Consider the following 17,240-nt stretch of genomic DNA (forward strand, 5'->3'; position numbering starts at 1 on the left):
AGTGAAGCTTAATTAAAGAAAAATTCCTTATCATTTATCCACCTTTGTTCTGAAGTGAGATAAGCAAGCAAACAATCACCCCCGCAAAAATTTCGATCATTACATAAATAAAATTTAATAATGTGATTTTCGCTCACTTCCCTAGAATTGGATTTTTCGATTTCTAAGAGGATTCAATCATGAAGAAAAATAAACTTGCTATGCTGCTATCTCTTGCTTCCTTATTTGGCGTTAATGCCTATGCCCAAACAGAACAACCGAAGGAGGTCTCTACTGCTCAAAATGCTCTGGCAGCGCAATCCCAGCTACTGCCTAACCCTGAGAGCCCCATCCGAGCTGAAGAGAAGGAGCTCAACACTAAGTCTGAGGTAGCTTACGTCGCCGCGCCTCCGCTAACCAATATGTGGGTCTATGCCGTTGGCTCAACGAATTGCGGATGGGAATACACTTCCAACTTGCCAGTGACAAACTGCAATCACGGAGGATACCAGCTCCGCGCCGCCGTTCTGGAAATAGGCTACGGGTACAATTCCTTTGCTTGGATGAACGGCAGTATACTGCCATACTCACTGTACTCTTCTACACCAGTTTGCATTACAAACGGGCAATACAATTGGCCATGTGCTGCGGGCCAAATTGTGGTTGGCTTCCTGAAAGAATACAGCCTCGATGGCTACCAGAATGGTATCTTCAGCTACCAGAACACTTCTGCTAATTGGCCTCGAAATACCATGTCAACGCAGATCAGCATTCTTTGACCTGCTGAAACCCATTTAAGAGTCTATTAAGAGGGGCGGGAAACTGCCCTTGTTCATTTTTACGCACAGGTATCGACGCCGATGGTTTAGCCTCGTAATTAGGCAATTATATAAAATTAATTTAAAAGTTTACCTTGGTGAATTTCTCACAAATTATTTCCGTTAGGCTCTCCCTGTAGGAGAGCCTTTACCCAGTAATAAAATCATTAATCAACGAATGCACAAAATAATATCGCTCGTGGCTTGCAATAACACACCTGATTAATCTCTTAAAGTTTTTCGCCTAAACTTTGTGCCACGAACTCCCTTGAATACTGAACGTCGGCCATTCTTGGCTTTCAGTGATAGGGGCCGTAACTGTAAGGTTCCTGGCTTGTTGTAACATCCGCTCGACCAAGTTGACCAACAGCTCAGCATCCAGTCTCTCCAACCATTCACGGCTCCAGAGCAGAGTCTCACCCTCACCGCTACGGCTCAGTTGCAATGATGGCCAATCGGCCAGTGTGGCCAACGAACAAGGTTCGATATCACCTAGCGGAATAAACAAAGTTACCAACTCATCGCGCTGGCGGATATGCAAACTAAAAGGGCCGAGCGGCAGATCGAGTCCCTCCGAATGTAGAGATTCTTCGGTCTGCCCAAGGCGTCGGCACAGTTCTGATAATAAGGAATTGAACATGGTTACTCTTTATGGTTGTCAAACACAGATTCAGTCGGCGGCCACAGGTTAGCGATCGGAGGATTACTCGGCGTACCTTGCAGTTCACCACCTATGGTCGCAGCCCAAGGATCGATGACGTGTGCTTGCTTACCCCAAGTTTCGGGTTTGCTGAGTTCACTGTTGGGATCGCGACCGACCACTACAAAGCAGTGGGTCTCGCTATGCCCCTTGGAGCCACGATGAGCGACTACCTCAATGCGCTGCTGGTTATCTTGATTGTGCTTCATCAGTTCGGCTGCAGCGGAGTAGGCAAAAGTCGTGCAGCAACCAGCCTGGGCTTGAGCGACACGGGCGGCGATAGATTGTAGTTGGTTGAGACTAACGTTGCCTTGTCTAGCGGCGATAGCCGCCATGTTGGACATCATGTTGGCTTGGCTGTTACTCCTCAGACGATCTGGGTTATTCTCGTATAAACTCAATCTTCCCATGATTTGTTGATAATGGGGATTCTGCTCTCTGACGAAAGTGCGGGCATCAGTACATGCATAGGTTCCCATCTCCTTTAAGGCTGGCATAGCCTGCTTTAATATGGCCTGAGAACCAGTCGTCGTCACCTTTGGCTGGAGGGTGCGCACCACCGCGCCTTGTTCTGCCAGAGCCTGTTTAAGCTCGGCAAGACGGGAACTACGAGCCGCCACCTCTTTAGGGTGATGGCTCTCCCAATGCTGGATAGCATCCTGCACCCGTTGGGCTTGCGCACTGTTGGGAGCACTCTGCAACTGGCGCAATTCGGTGATCAAATGCTTGAGATCCGAGCTCTGGAAGTGCAGAGGGCCACGTCGGACAGACTGTTCAAACAAGCGGTTGCCCTGTTCAAGTAGGGGAGAAGCTGCTGCGCGCTGAGGAACTTGCGTTTGGCTAAACAGCGTATGGCCGCTGATGGATGAAATTGGCATAACCTTTTCCAACATAAATTGAATTAATTAAGGTCATCTTAGTATTTTTCCTACCCTACTTATGTAAAAAAGTGACCCGATTTTTATCTGTTTTAGGTGTCAGAAAAGAAGGATTATCTTGGGATAGGTGCCCAGGATTATTGAAGCATAACAGTTTATACTGGACGAAGGCTTATAGTGGGCTTTACTTATTAAACCAAGATGATCTAACAATGGCAATGTAGTGCGGGAATACAAACTCAATATTAAAACTTGCTTACTCAATTTTTATGCAGCAAAATGCCGTATACGTTAATTTTCCGTATTTAAAGAGGAATGATAATGACTGCTATCGCTCGATTTGATTTAAAGATGGACACAGATGAAAAGGAAGTTATTTCTCGCGCCGCGGCTTTAATGGGCACAACAATGGCTGCATTCGTGCGCACAGCAGCTAAAGAGAAAGCTCGTGAGCTATTAGATAGAGACTCTCGCATAACAATGACAGTCCAGGATTTTCAGGCATTCACAACCGCTTTGAATGATGCTTTCACTCCCAATGCTGCTTTACAAAACGCAATAAATGCTGCACGCAAGGTGAAACGTGTTTGAAGAGCAATTCCTAGATCCAAGCTACCATCAACGCAAGGCTTTCACCTCTGGTGTGAACGAACTTGACGATTACCTTCAGCGCTTTGCCGTCCAACAAAGCAAAAAAGACATTGCCGTTGTGCGGGTACTGGTCGATACCGACGCCCCTAGTACCATACTAGGTTATTATAGCTTAAGCGCTGCGCAGATCGATATTGTCCAGTTAGATGAACGTATCCAGCATAAATTACCACGCTATCCGGTACCTTGTTTTCGAATGGGACGGTTAGCGGTGCATTCGGATCACCACGGACGAGGGCTAGGGCGACTCCTGATAGGATGCGCAGTTGAGCGTTGCTTTGAGGCCAAGAAACATGTCGCCGCGTATGCCCTCATGGTCGATGCAAAGGGAGAAAAGGCCAAAAGTTTCTACGAACATTACGGATTTATTTCATGTCGCGATAACCCAATGACACTCTACCTACCATTTGGTACATAACCGATGATTGAGAAGGCCTACCCAGTCCCCCGGATAGTTCCCTCTTAAAAACTAGGCTTATGGAACTACATTATCCAACCCCTGATAATTTGGCACTCCATACTTATTAAGCAAATAAGCAAATAAGCAAATAAGCAAATAAGCAAATAAGCAAATAAGCAAATAAGCAAATAAGCAAATAAGCAAATAAGTAAATAAGTAAATAAGTAAATAAGTAAATAAGTAAATAAGTAAATAAGTAAATAAGTAAATAAGTAAATAAGTAAATAAGTAAATAAGTAAATAAGTAAATAAGTAAATAAGTAAATAAGTAAATAAGTAAATAAGTAAATAAGTAAATAAGTAAATAAGTAAATATAAACCAAAAATCATGTAAATTAAACTTAAATAATATAGAAAAACTCAGATTAATTTAAAAATTCACCTTCTATAAATATCTCATAAATTGCTTCTATCAAGCTCTCCTAAAGGAGAGCCTGTATTATATAATCGCTAAATTAATTAGCGAATTGTATAACGAATATGCAAAATAATATCGCTCATGGTTTGCAATATTACTTTCTGCTTGTCAGTAGCATTCGGGAATTGAATATTCAGTGTACCTTGATCATCAAGAGCAATACCTTCAAATGGCAGGTATTTGCCGTCATTGAAATCCAACTGGAACTGACCGCTATCATTAGTACCATGAGATACAGCCAATGCTGAGCAGCCTTTCGGCAACTGAGTACTGCCACCATAACTGAGCATAGCCTGAACATCCTGATAAGGCCCTACCAATGCAGGTAGCGAAACACTGATTTGCTTGATACGACGAACCTTATTGCTACCAACGATACTGTCTGGATAATCTGTTCCCAGTTTCAAGTCGGACAATTTGACCGAAGCTGATAGAATAGCGTCAATCAATGACAACCCATTATCTTTGGTTCCTGCTGTTCCATTCCCCTTATCCAGTAATGCAGGTATTTGTTCTGCCAGATTAAAACGATCACTCCCCGCCAGTGAATCATAAACGGCCGCCAATGAAACAGTGCGTTCCACTTCTAAAGCACGAGATTCCCATTTCAGATATGCCTCTTCCATCTGTGCCAGATTTTGGATCAAAGCTTCTCCACACAATAAGCCAGCGTAAGTTCCTTGCCATACCCCCGGTTTAACAAAGCTAATGGAATTATCATTCGCTTCCCATTGATAGGATTGCTCTGCCATCAGGCAACGTGATACGGCCAAGTCATAGAACTGGAAATAAATACCTGATAAACGCCCTCGTAACCAACTATATAACGCTTGATTACTGAATTTGCTTTGCAAGAAGGTGAGTTGTGCCTGTGCCTGAGTTTGTTGGGTTTTCAGGTACTCTTTTTGCATTTCAGCGGCCTCACGACGAATAGACAGTGACTCCAGCTGCGCGTTTAACTGATTAATCTCCGCCTGTGAGTTGTCACGCTGAATTTTCCATTCTTGACGGCGACGGCGATATATCTCCGACTGAGCAACTTTCTCCGCATCAACCATCTTGGCAGAAGCACTCAACTCAATACCGTCAGCGATAGCATAGGCAATAGCGCCATAATGCATGCCGCCATCAGCCAAGCCGAAGATATTCGGCGCCATATCGACACCCGCGCCAGCCATACGGGAAATCTGCGCTCCCTGAGATTCAATAGCAGATTCTGAACGTAACACCAGCGCCCGTTGCTCACCTGCGTTGATGTTTTCCTCGTACAATTGGTTATAGCTGTCAAACCGTTGTTGTGCTCCAACTAAAGAGACTTGCAAAGCGGTTTTTTCCGAATCCAATTCTGCCAATTGGTTGTCCTGCATACGAATACTGGTCAGTATCAATTCACTGGCCTGGGTTTGCAGTAGTTGGCTCATGGCTTCCGCATCCTGGCGCTCACTATACCCCAGTAGTGAACTACCAAACTGCATAAGCTGGTTAACCAAGCTCCGTGCCCCTTCTAGCATTTGTGGGAAACGGTGAATAGTCAGCGGCGCCTTCGGTAAGTCAGCTCCCCCTTGAGAAGCAGAAACCGCTGCACTCAGTAAAGCTTTTGGATCAGCCGGTTTAGCATACAGCGGCAAAGAGAGCGGCTGGCCGTCAATTGACAGATTATGACGTAAATTAAACATGCGCTGCGCCAGTGTTCGCCAGTAACCTTTGAGCTTGCTATTTTCCTGCGGCAGGAACAAGGCAGTCAGTGTGTTGGCTGTTCCCAACAACGGGGTTTTTACCGTGCTATTCAGACGCAATTTAGTAAGTACTTGATGACGAATCTGCTGTGTGGTTTTTGAAGCAGCATTGCCCAATGTTGGATTAAACCAAGTCGTACTCAATGCCACTTGTGGCTCGTCACCCAACAAGTTAAGAGCCTGTATATACCACATTTTAGCCTCAGCTAACGTATCACGTTCTAACTGACGATAAGCCGCATCACCACGGGCTATTAGCAGATCCAAAGTCGCCATAAAGGTAGCCACTTTGTAGTGCATCGGATCATCCTGAGCAACAGCATCCGGATCGGTGGAATCCAGTTGTTGTGCATTCCAACTGGTGTCTTCTTCCAACGGTCGCACGTTCCAGTAGTAAGGAGCAATTTTACCATTAACGATATAACCGGACGGACTCCAGACATAACGGAACCAGTGGTTCGCTGCATCAAAATTCTGTTCCTGCAACAAACGATGAGCCATCATCATCGGCGTGTAATAGAACAGTTCCCAGAAGTAGAGAGCATTAGCGCCAGAGAAATCCATCGGCTCGCTATCGTTCTTTAATGCCTGTGCGGAAGAGAGGCCACTAAAGGTCTTATGATCGTTGCTGAGAGACCAACCGTGTGGATCTTTCTCATTAGTACGATCAAATAAGATCTTATCAGTCGTTCCCTTTTGGTATCTGGCACGTACCCACAAGTGGTTCTTATTTCCATACGCTTCTATAAAATAGGGGAGAAAAACTTCCACAGTGGTTTGGCTAGTTTCACTTAATTCTCCCTGATAAATAACAAAATTATCGCCATCTTTAAATATATCAGTGTATTCGATAGCGAAGCTTTTATTAGTACCATGAATGGCCTCATCATATTTATCCAGAACAAGCTTCACATATGTGCCAGCCCCTAATTGCGGTTCCTGAATATTCTGAGTGTCTATACTGAGTACTGCATCAATGCCACGATTAGCACGGCTAACCAACTGTTGAGCGAATAAGGTATTCAAACGGGTACGATATGCGCCAATTTGCATATATTGAACACCGTTATTTTCGCTATATAACGTAATCACATTCTCAATACCGAGAACTTTTTTAGTTACCGGGATAATAAAAGTTTCTGAACCCAAAGATCGACCATCTTGTGCCGTAGCGGTGAAATCAATTTCAATATGAGCCTGATTATCGATGAAATTTAAATTCTTACAATCTATTGTGAGATTATTAAACTGATAAATCATCTCTTCAAAACTGGGTGCCGGCTGCTGAGGAACATAAGTACCATTATCAGCAGTAAAAATTTGATCGTCACCACCCGCTTTTACGGTGATTTTTACTTTAGCACTGTCAATACCCGTATTTATCTTAATCGGATTGGATATTTTATAACTTGACCAATATCCACCAGTAGAAGCACTAATTACATCAATCTCCTGGAGATTATAATAAAAATCTTTGTTACTGGTTCCTGCATCTATACATTGAGTTCCACCATTATAATCCGCTGTTTTATTGTCATCTTTTGAAGAAAAATACCATTTCTTATCTTCGGAGGAAGAGTTTTCATTATATATACAAATACTGTCATCTGAATTCTCGTCTTTTCCAAATTTAAACAATGGCACCAAATTAAAACGATTTGCATAATTAAATGATGAATCATAAATTATAAATTTATCACCTAATACAGCGTATTGCTTCATAAGATTACATTGTATTCGACGAGTTCCCTCATATCCATTATGAATAATACTCAATGCCATATTGGTAGATAATTTTAAATCCTCCGCGGCAGATTTAAAGGTAATATTAGGAACACTACCACCATAGAGCATAGTCAAACTGTAATCTCCCCACGAATAACTGCTATTACTTGTCACAGAGGAAGGAATGTCATAATCCTCAGCATAACGGTTATTAACTCTTCTGGTTATAATTTTCTTATTGTCGCTATCAGAATCTACCATCACAGTATCAAATTGCGGATAACTGTTATTCCAATAGTTAGTTGCTTGTGCATTCGTCATATTGTCTGATGACATATCAGCGAAAATATATAGTCCAGTGACCGGCGCATTATTATCGGTATAGGAACTATAACTATTCTGCACTGAATAAAACATAACCAACAGAGTGTCTTCTCCCTGATAACCAGTACAATACAACCCTAAAGATTCAGCAGCATCAGTACTCGATGTGTAATTTTTTACCTTTTCTGTCACATCAAAGGTAAATGGTGTATTCCAACTACCGTCGTAACGAATATGAGCCAGTTTTAAGTTATATTGATAAATCGTGTCTTTACCATCATCACTTTTCTTTGCTTGCTGCTCTAGCCATAGTAAATACAGACGAGACATATAAACGACCGGCCGGATAATATTTTTCCAGGGATTGACAGCACAGGTAATTTTATTCCACTCACCCCAAGCATTAGCGGCAAACTTGCCATTTTCACATTTGCTGTGATCGACACTACGCCAGTAATACGTACCCGGAGCGGCTTGGTCAATACCGATAAAATAAGTTAATCCTTGATCCACATTCACATTATCGTGGTAAGCACTAATTACTTTTAGATTTGCCACCTGCTCAAAGCTGGTCAAATAAGTTTTGAAAGCATCTTCCACCGTATCCGCATTTAGCTGGCTCTGATTGATAGATTGCAACAACATATCCATCATTTTGGTTTGCCCAATACGCTGAGTGGGATCAACATAGTTTTCTGGATAATAAACTAGTTCAGAGACACCAGCCCAGGTGCTGTAACGTTTATTGTAGCGCTCCCAGTCGGTGAAGAATTGGCGGGTACTAACGTCCGATGCAAGCTGGCCTTCATCCCGATTTAAAGCTCGATTAACGTACAGTTGAATACCGGCGATAGCCTCAGCGATACGTGAGGTCATCACATCGGCAGAAACCTGATTATCAATCAACAAATAAGTATATAACCCGTCACGGTCGCGTACTCCAGCAGCACTATCTATAACAGCGTTAATATAATAGTTACATAGTGCCTTACTGAACGTCTCATCCAGTCTTTTCTGCGCCTGATTAGCATGATCAGCCATCAGTGCAGCCGCCGCAGCTTGCCAGACAGCATAGTTATGATCTATTCCATATTTCAGGGCCATCATCCCTGCCAGATCCAGTGGCGAAACAGCTAAGACCGAAGACATCTGTAGCCATTGCAGAATCGCGCCAATCTGTGTCCAACTGGTCAGTTTTGTTAGCCCCTCCTCCACCTGATTAGCTGCCATTTGCAGGAGAGATGCCTCCTTATTCATGGCTTGTGCTACATCAGCAACCGTCAAGGTTCCATCTTTCAACGCCGCCAATATCAAAGAGGCATGTTGCCCTAACCCATTCACCCAGGTATGAAAACCTTCCAGCGCCATCATGGTTAACAGGCCGTGATCCAGTACGCTTTTGCCTGCTACTAGCAAGGAAGATTGAGTCACGATCAATGACAGTTCCGTTTCACTTAACCCAATACGACGATAGATCAGGCTCAATTGTGCTAACGCCTGAGCAAAAGTAATCACCTTCGAGCTGGTTGGTGCTGTTTGCACTTCTTTCCAAAACCCATCAACAGTTATTTGTGCCGGTTGAATCTGGTCTATCCACAACAGCAGGTCATACGCAACTTCCTGAGAAGTCAAATGCAAAGCCGAAGTGAAGCAAGGCGCCATTGCTCTTTTCAACCCCTCCCCAGTCAAGCCCTCTTTGCCATGTAGGGTTGAAGACAAGGTAGCCGTCAGGTTGCTAATTTCTGGCGTTAAAGTAGTGCTGTAAGTGGCCGTGGTCATTAGAAACAGGTCGGTAACTGTCCATTTTTGGACCTGTAACCATTGCGTGATCCACGACAATGTTTCTACTATTTTGGCCAGATTATCGTCGGTAATCTGATAAATGTTGGTGTCGCCATAGCCACAAATCACCAACAGAGTATTCAACTCGTCAATAGTCAGGTTATGAATCTCTGCCAACAAACTAACCAAATACAGATCAGACAAATTCTCCAAGTTATTTTTGATAACACCATTTTCTTTACGATCAGTGATCAACAACATCTGATACAACTCACTGGCGTTAACCTGAAACGCGCGTTTTAAAACAGCCTTGCGCTGATCATCACCTGTACTGTCTGGTTTAAGATTCAGATCAGGATTAGGAAGATGTTTGGAGTTGTCTTCACTGATTTCATAACGAATACCATTGAGCGGAGGGTTATTAAATAGTTGCTCAAATTGGCTAAGCTGATTAACAACAGCTTGCTGAGAGATATTAATATTAGCCAAAATAGCGGCAATATCTTCACTGATGCCATAACGATCAATGTAGAATTTTACCCGATAAACCTTGTTTAATACCTCAACCGTGATTGATTTGGTGTTATTAACACTATCAACAATACGCTCCAGAGTAGCAAAAGAGAGGCCGGTAGCTTTGAGCAACCGAATAGCCTTATTCATCTTAAGCAGGAAAGCTTTCGGAGAGTATTGGTCAATTTTAAAATTGGCGGCGGCAAAATGATAACCATCTGTAGGACCTCTTTGCAGTCCTATACTGAGTATATTACCAGAGTCGCTACGTTTGATTGTCGCTTGTGATTCATACTCCTGATTTATGACCATATCAGGGTGGGGATTATGGACAATCTCTGTCCAACCAGCGGAGCCATCTTTATATTGCAGATAAAAATCATCTAAACCAAAACTATCGCTGAGATTATATTTAATCAGATAATTGTCACCACCCTGTGGATACAGCTCAATATAATTCGTCTGACTGGTATAATTATCCGATGGTGTTCGGGTAACACGAACCACTTCCATCTTACCCGCACCATCGACCAATGGAATAACCAGAATATCACTGCTATATCCAACATGTGATAATGAAGTAGTAACATAGGCAATATCTTCCGGTGAGACGCCATAATACCGGGCCAGATAACTTGGGAACATTAACTGAGCAGTGGTAATATCGCCAAAGTTTGTTTTATAAAGCGCATCAAGCTTGGCTTCATCTTTTTCCGGGATCTCCTCAATCAGCAAGTTATACAGTTCTGGCGAAATATGGGAGCTGATACCCAATAAAGTCACTGAATCAAGCTTCGCAGCAACAATGGGTGCCTGTGATAAATGACGAAATCCTGGATCACGTTCATGAACGATTTCACGAACAGTTTCATAAGCGTGATGATAAGGTGTCTCTCCACTTAAACGATAAGTTGACAACATATCCATCACTTCATCTTGTGATTTTCCTGTTTTTGTTTCGATCCCGGCAAGGCACAATTCATTAGAGAGAGCCAGCGTTGAAATTTCTTCATCCATATTTTTCTGGCTGAGCATTAAGCTTGCTAAATCCGGGCGACGTTTATCCAGGTAGTAAATTGAACTGCTGTCATGCAAATTTTTAGCTTCACGGTATAATTCCGTCAAATAAGCCGCCGGTGAGAACATCGATGCAACCGAGCCTGGCGCAGCATAGTTATCAGCACGATTACCAAACAGATCACTATAACCTTGTGTAAAACCCAATGTTTGCCGAGCACCCAACCGAATAGCATTTTTCAGCAGCGGATTAGCATAGGCAAAAATACGTTTTTCATAAAGTAGGTTTCTATCCTGTTCCGCTTGCGCAGTTTCATAAACCCGTTTTGCTTCGCCCCAATTAACCATTCCCCGAGTTTTTTCCCGGAAAGTCTCAAAAGGATACAAAGCAATTTCCGCCGGACAAGTTAATTGCAGTTTCTGACAAATAGTATCGATAGTGCTTGATAGTGAGTTTTGCATAATTGTTTCTCATTGATAGTGTTATTGCAGCAGGCAAACAGAGCCGACTGCAAATGTGCAGTATGAACAGGTTAGGGATCAAAAACACAGACGAATATTATTGAAATAATATCGCCAGAAAACACCCATAGGGCTGATTCATCCTCTAATTTGGTTGGTATGAAATAGTGAATACGACAAAATGCCACATAATGATATCAGGCATAGGAAATATATTTATCAGCCCAGAAGGTAAAGCCACAAACATATTTTTTTACGTTGGAATGTTAAAAAATGATATGGTAATTGTTGATTTTTACCAAGATGCAGTATTTTATACGAGATGATAAATCTGACGGTTATAATTAGTTAATTTTATTTCTAATAAAGAAATTGAGAAAGTGATAATCATGTAAAAGATATTATAAAGACGTTATGACCAGAGTCATTATTTACTACAATTTATATTTAATAGTTTAATTAATAACAAAGTTTTATTTATTGCTATTCTAATCCCTCCATTCCTTCAACTTTATAAAATAAAATATCAAAAATAAATTAACCTCAATTATCCAGATGGAAAATAAAAATTTATACTTTGTAAGAATGCAACAGATAAAAAAACACGCTCTTACCAAGGCATTTCCTTAGTAAGAGCCAACGATTAAGGACGAACACCCAAAGTATGACAAATTGCATAACTCAGTTCCGCGCGATTTAAGGTATAAAAATGAAAATCCTTCACACCTTCGCGGCTTAAAATCTTCACCATATCCATTGCAATAGAAGCACCAACCAAATTAGCGCTTTCAGGATCATCATCCAACCCATCAAACATTCTGGTCATCCAGCTAGGAATACGCACATTGGTCATTACAGCAAAACGTTTAAGCTGACGGAAATTGGATACCGGCAAAATTCCCGGTACGATTTCTACATCAATCCCAGCAGCCACACAGCGGTCACGAAAACGCAGGTAACTTTCCACATCAAAGAAGAATTGGGTAATAGCCCGGTTCGCACCCGCATCAATTTTTCGTTTTAAACTAATCAGATCAGCCTGAGAACTTTTTGCTTCTGGATGAACCTCAGGGTAAGCAGCAACGGAAATATCAAAATCAGCTTCTTTCTTAAGTAATTCAACCAGATCAGCCCCATACATTTTGGGTTTTTCACCGTTTTCCGGTAAATCACCCCGCAAAGCCACAATATGGCGAATACCATTTTTCCAATAATCACGGGCAATTTCGCATAACTCATCACGGCTAGCATCAATACAGGTAAGGTGCGGAGCCGCTTCAAGGCCAGTTTTCTCTTTTATTCCCTTGATTATGCTATGGGTACGATCACGCTCGCCAGAGTTAGCGCCATAAGTAACGGAAACAAATTTAGGCTTGAGGGTGCTCAGGCGATTAATGGATTTCCACAAGGTTTTTTCCATCTCGGCTGTACGCGGTGGAAAGAATTCAAATGAAACCCGGATCTGTCCTTCCAGTTCAGCCAGATTCTGATTCAGCGCCTCTCGCTGATTTGCGTGAAAAAAACTCATACCCTGCACCTCGTTAACAAGCGGAATAATTTCCCATCTCAATAATTTGCCAGTTATTCTTTTTTACACTTCTAAACACCTATACGTTTAGACGTCTAAATAAGATGAGGGATCGGCATTTTTTAGTCAACAACAAAGTTGAGTTAAATCGGTGAGGAATATTCACCCTGAATCGGAAAAAAATTCATCGAGCAATCTTTGGCTTTGTTCATATCGGCTTAGCCGCTCGATACCTAAAGCAGCAATGAGGAAAGATGCCCTGTTCAGGACATCAACCCTCTCGTACCTCAAATATCAAGCGAAGGAAATTACATTTGATCAATCAGTGAAGGTTAGAAAAATCCGCTGTAAACCCCGCCAAATGCGAGGCTGTCGCAAAGTTTAAAGCCGTTGTGACAAACGGTTAAGATCAGACTGAATCGCTCCTGCTGTCACATCACGACCCGCCCCCGGCCCGCGGATCACCAACGGATTATCGCGATACCAACGGCTCTCAATCGCAAACACGTTGTCGCATGGTAGCAAAGAAGCCAATGGGTGATCAGGACGTACCGCCTCAACACCCACTTTCGCCTTACCATTCGCATTAAAACGAGCAACATAACGCAACACCATGCCCATTTCCTGCGCTGCGGCTAATCGTTGCACCATTTGCTCATTGATCGCACCGCTATTATCAAAGAACTGTTCAATAGTACCTGATGCTGCTTCTTTCGGGACCAGTGACTCAACACGCACCTGCTCTGGCTCAATCTCATACCCTGCTTCACGGGCAAGGATAATCAATTTACGCATCACATCCTGACCAGACAGATCAATACGCGGATCAGGTTCTGTCAATCCCTGTTGCCATGCCTGTTCGACTAAATCACTAAATGGTACTGAACCATCAAATTGCAGAAACAACCAAGATAATGTACCGGAGAAAATGCCGCTAATAGACAAAATGGTATCACCACTCTCCCGTAAGTCCCTCACGGTATGATTGATAGGTAAGCCAGCGCCGACTGTTGCATTGTAAAACCAATGGCGACCTGTTTTGGCAAATGCGTCGCGAATGAGACGATAGTCACTGCTACTGGAAGCACCCGCAATTTTATTGGCACTGATAACATGGAAACCATAGCTGGCGAAATCTCTGTAACATCGAGCAAGTTCTTCACTGGCGGTCACATCCAAGATCACCAGATCGTCATAAGGGTGCGCTCGCATCCACAGAAATAATGCATCAACATCATATTCTATCGCTTCATCATCAAAAAAAGCTAATGCTCGACTAGCATCAATCCCTTGATAGTCAAGTAAGCTCCGACGACTATCCACCACACCAGCTAGAATAAATTCAAAATCACTGCGAGCCGAAATATTTTTCTGCTCACGAGCGAATAATTCCAACCAACGGGAGCCGATATTCCCTTTACCAAACAAAATCAGGCCAATCCGCTTTTCAGCACGGAACAAACTCTGATGCAGCCCCTGAATCACATGTTCAGTCTGATTGGTTCTCAGCACAGCGACAAGGCTAATACCATCCTCCGCATGCCAGATAAACTCTACCGGCTGATCTTTAAGTTGCTGATAAAAACGGTGGCAATGTAATGGGTTCTTGCATACACCAGCCCCAACCAATGCCACCAGCGCCAGACCTTCTTTCAGGGAAAGTCTCCCCGGAAGCGCAGCATCTTCTAACACACCCAGCGCACTATTCACCACTTCGGAAGTGTAACAGAGCTGAATCAAATTACAGTCTAGATGGATACCTGTTGCCAACGGACGAATTTGTTCTCGTTTTAACAACAGATCAATGTCTTTGTATATCTGTTTAAAATCATGATGAGCGGCTACATACAACTCAATCAAGCAAACATCATCATGGCTAGTAACAATTTTTGCGCCAGTTCCAGAAGCTAAAACTCTTTCAATACGCGTTGAACCCTGCTCCGGCTGGTAACTGCAACGTAATAGCAAATCAATATCACTGATGGAAACAGGCTGTAAGGTACGGGCATGCAGCACAGGTGCGGCAAGACGGGCAAGTTCGCTGGCTTCATCCAAACGCAATAGCGGTAACAAACAGGCATCTTTAACTTTTCTCGGATCAGCACTGTAAACACCAGCAACATCACTCCAGATAGTTACCCGTCTCGCCCCTGCCAAAGCCCCGACTTGAGTTGCAGAATAGTCACTACCATTCCGCCCCAATAAAACCGTTTCTCCATCATGATTACTGGAAATAAAACCGGTCACAACCAGTCGCTTATTTGGGTTTTGCGCTATTAATTGATTTAGTAATGGTTGAGAAAGTGCAACATCAATTTGCGGTTGAGCCGCTCGCTCTGCGCGTAAAAACTGGCGAGCATCCACCCAAGAGCTAGGAATACCCTGATCTTCAAGCACGGCTGACATCAAACGTGCGGACCAGATCTCTCCGTGTCCCACCACTTCTGCGTAAGTCACATCACTAACCGGTTTATCCAGTAATGCGCTTAATTTTTCAAGATCGGCAATAAAACGCTTCACCAACTCTTCAGCAACAGTTTCAGGTAGCAAACCTCTAATCAAATCCTGCTGATAACGGCGCAGAACCTGCTGTACCTGGTGGGCAGAAATACGGTCGTTCTGGCTAAGTTTAAGCCAGTTAATTAACTGGTTAGTCGTGCTGCCTGCCGCGGATACCACCATTAAATCACCGGGTTGGCTGTAATTAGCCATAATCTTGGCTACCCGTTGATAACACTTCACATCCGCGAGACTGCTTCCACCAAACTTATGTAATTGGCGGCCATTTTCCGCCGTTGCAACTGCCAGTGCACTCATGGTCACTCCTTTACTACTGCTTGAAATGCATTTTCCAAATCAGCGATTAAATCCTGACTATCTTCAATACCCACAGAAACACGCAATAGTGAATCCGTAATCCCCGCTTCCGCCCTTGCCTGTGCTGACATTCCAGCATGAGTCATCGTAGCCGTATGGGAAATTAAGGTTTCCACTCCGCCCAATGATTCCGCCAAAGTAAATAACTTTAACTCAGACAAAAAACAGCGTATCGCCTGTTCATTACCCTCTAACTCAAAGCTTATCATTGCTCCAAAACCAAATTGTTGTTTACAAGCAATTTCATGCCCTGGATGATCTTTCAAAGCCGGATAAAAAAGTTTTTTCACTAACGGTTGATGTTGAAGATAATCGACAATCTCCAATGCATTCTTTTGCTGTAACAAGACCCGTGGCGATAAAGTACGCATACCACGCAATAGCAGGTAACTATCAAACGCGGCACCGGTTACACCAATATTATTCGCCCACCAAGCGAGTTCCGTCGCAACCTCTTCATCCTTTGCAATAATGGCCCCGGCAATCACATCAGAATGTCCGTTAAGATATTTAGTACAGGAATGCACAACCAGATCTGCCCCCAACGCCAAAGGCTTCTGTAATACAGGGCTCAGGAAAGTGTTATCAACCACAACTGTCGCACCTACCTCATGGGAAAGCTGGCATATATGGGCGATATCGACAATACGTAATAAAGGATTACTGGGCGTTTCAATTAATACCAACTTTGGTTTTTTGGACAAGACTTGCTTTAATGCCTGTTCATCACTCTGATCGACAAAAGCCACGTCATAGGCACCGCGTTGACTCAGGCTATCAAACAAGCGGTAGCTACCGCCATAACAGTCATGAGGAGCAACCAACAGATCGCCGGGCCTAAGGAAAACCGTGCATAACAGGTGAATAGCTGACATTCCACTGCTGGTCATGATAGCACCCGCCCCCCCTTCCAACTCAGCTAGCGCCCGTTGCACCATATCACGGCCTGGATTACTCCTGCGGGAATAATCATGCGTCCTTGGCTGATTAAAATCTGTAAAATTATATGTGCTGGAAAGATAAATAGGCGGAACAACACAGCCGTACTGTTCATCAGTATTCAGCCCATTGCGAACTGCTATTGTTGCCGGTTTGCGTGTCATATCAGCTACCACTGTCTGTTATAAATTAAGTCAGGGAAGAATATCCGCTACCACAATAGACGTCAACACATCTAGACATCTAAACCTCTTTACGGTTAGATTAAGCAATGGGATAATTATTCATCATAACTAATGCTACTTTATCTATTAATAGCCATTAGTTTATCGCATATACTATAACTGTATAATTGATAAGGAAATCACGATAAAATGGCAATATGCCACAACGAAAGCTAGTGCTGTTATCTGGCTTAATTTTATGATTTTAC

9 protein-coding genes are annotated in these 17,240 nt (G+C 43.1%); 3 read left to right on the plus strand and 6 right to left on the minus strand.

What is annotated here, in order from left to right:
• Window positions 1-179: 179 nt before the first annotated feature.
• Window positions 180-758: a YolA family protein gene (locus EAE90_RS05955; RefSeq protein WP_214052720.1), complete on the plus strand. Its 579-nt coding sequence runs from the start codon at window positions 180-182 to the stop codon at window positions 756-758.
• A 283-nt stretch (window positions 759-1,041) separates the two neighbouring features.
• On the opposite strand, the gene EAE90_RS05960 is transcribed toward EAE90_RS05955, so the two are convergent.
• Together EAE90_RS05960 and EAE90_RS05965 are read right to left on the minus strand one after the other, a co-directional pair.
• Window positions 1,042-1,437, minus strand: coding sequence for a type III secretion system chaperone (locus tag EAE90_RS05960; protein ID WP_214052721.1), 396 nt, complete (start codon window positions 1,435-1,437; stop codon window positions 1,042-1,044).
• A gap of 2 nt (window positions 1,438-1,439) precedes the next feature.
• On the minus strand, window positions 1,440-2,207 hold the full coding sequence (locus EAE90_RS05965; RefSeq protein ID WP_246550404.1) for a hypothetical protein: 768 nt from the start codon (window positions 2,205-2,207) through the stop codon (window positions 1,440-1,442).
• A 489-nt stretch (window positions 2,208-2,696) separates the two neighbouring features.
• Here EAE90_RS05965 and EAE90_RS05970 point away from each other — a divergent pair, with 489 nt between their 5' ends.
• Window positions 2,697-2,966, plus strand: coding sequence for a type II toxin-antitoxin system TacA family antitoxin (locus EAE90_RS05970; protein WP_214052723.1), 270 nt, complete (start codon window positions 2,697-2,699; stop codon window positions 2,964-2,966).
• Between the two features lie 118 nt (window positions 2,967-3,084).
• A complete protein-coding gene (locus EAE90_RS05975; protein WP_214052724.1) occupies window positions 3,085-3,444 on the plus strand; it encodes a GNAT family N-acetyltransferase in 360 nt (119 codons plus the stop codon).
• A gap of 501 nt (window positions 3,445-3,945) precedes the next feature.
• Here the strand turns inward: EAE90_RS05975 and tcbA are convergent.
• The 4 genes from tcbA to metB all read right to left on the minus strand — a co-directional run bounded on the left by tcbA (window position 3,946) and on the right by metB (window position 16,971).
• Window positions 3,946-11,463 (minus strand): insecticidal toxin complex protein TcbA, encoded by a 7,518-nt coding sequence (gene tcbA / locus EAE90_RS05980; RefSeq protein WP_214052725.1) that lies wholly within the window; start codon window positions 11,461-11,463, stop codon window positions 3,946-3,948.
• Window positions 11,464-12,106: 643 nt separating this feature from the next.
• Window positions 12,107-12,991: a methylenetetrahydrofolate reductase gene (metF, locus tag EAE90_RS05985; protein ID WP_214052726.1), complete on the minus strand. Its 885-nt coding sequence runs from the start codon at window positions 12,989-12,991 to the stop codon at window positions 12,107-12,109.
• Between the two features lie 381 nt (window positions 12,992-13,372).
• On the minus strand, window positions 13,373-15,808 hold the full coding sequence (locus EAE90_RS05990; protein ID WP_214052727.1) for a bifunctional aspartate kinase/homoserine dehydrogenase II: 2,436 nt from the start codon (window positions 15,806-15,808) through the stop codon (window positions 13,373-13,375).
• Window positions 15,809-15,810: 2 nt separating this feature from the next.
• Window positions 15,811-16,971 (minus strand): cystathionine gamma-synthase, encoded by a 1,161-nt coding sequence (gene metB, locus EAE90_RS05995; RefSeq protein WP_214052728.1) that lies wholly within the window; start codon window positions 16,969-16,971, stop codon window positions 15,811-15,813.
• Window positions 16,972-17,240: the final 269 nt, after the last annotated feature.

The sequence above is a fragment of the Photorhabdus caribbeanensis genome (assembly GCF_018448885.1).
Lineage (GTDB): Bacteria > Pseudomonadota > Gammaproteobacteria > Enterobacterales > Enterobacteriaceae > Photorhabdus > Photorhabdus caribbeanensis.

Coding starts and splice junctions, on each gene's coding strand:
- EAE90_RS05955 (WP_214052720.1), top strand. CDS start 180: ATGAAGAAAAATAAACTTGCTATGCTGCTATCTCTTGCTTCCTTATTT.
- EAE90_RS05960 (WP_214052721.1), bottom strand. CDS start 1,437: ATGTTCAATTCCTTATTATCAGAACTGTGCCGACGCCTTGGGCAGACC.
- EAE90_RS05970 (WP_214052723.1), top strand. CDS start 2,697: ATGACTGCTATCGCTCGATTTGATTTAAAGATGGACACAGATGAAAAG.
- tcbA (WP_214052725.1), bottom strand. CDS start 11,463: ATGCAAAACTCACTATCAAGCACTATCGATACTATTTGTCAGAAACTG.
- metF (WP_214052726.1), bottom strand. CDS start 12,991: ATGAGTTTTTTTCACGCAAATCAGCGAGAGGCGCTGAATCAGAATCTG.
- EAE90_RS05990 (WP_214052727.1), bottom strand. CDS start 15,808: ATGAGTGCACTGGCAGTTGCAACGGCGGAAAATGGCCGCCAATTACAT.
- metB (WP_214052728.1), bottom strand. CDS start 16,971: ATGACACGCAAACCGGCAACAATAGCAGTTCGCAATGGGCTGAATACT.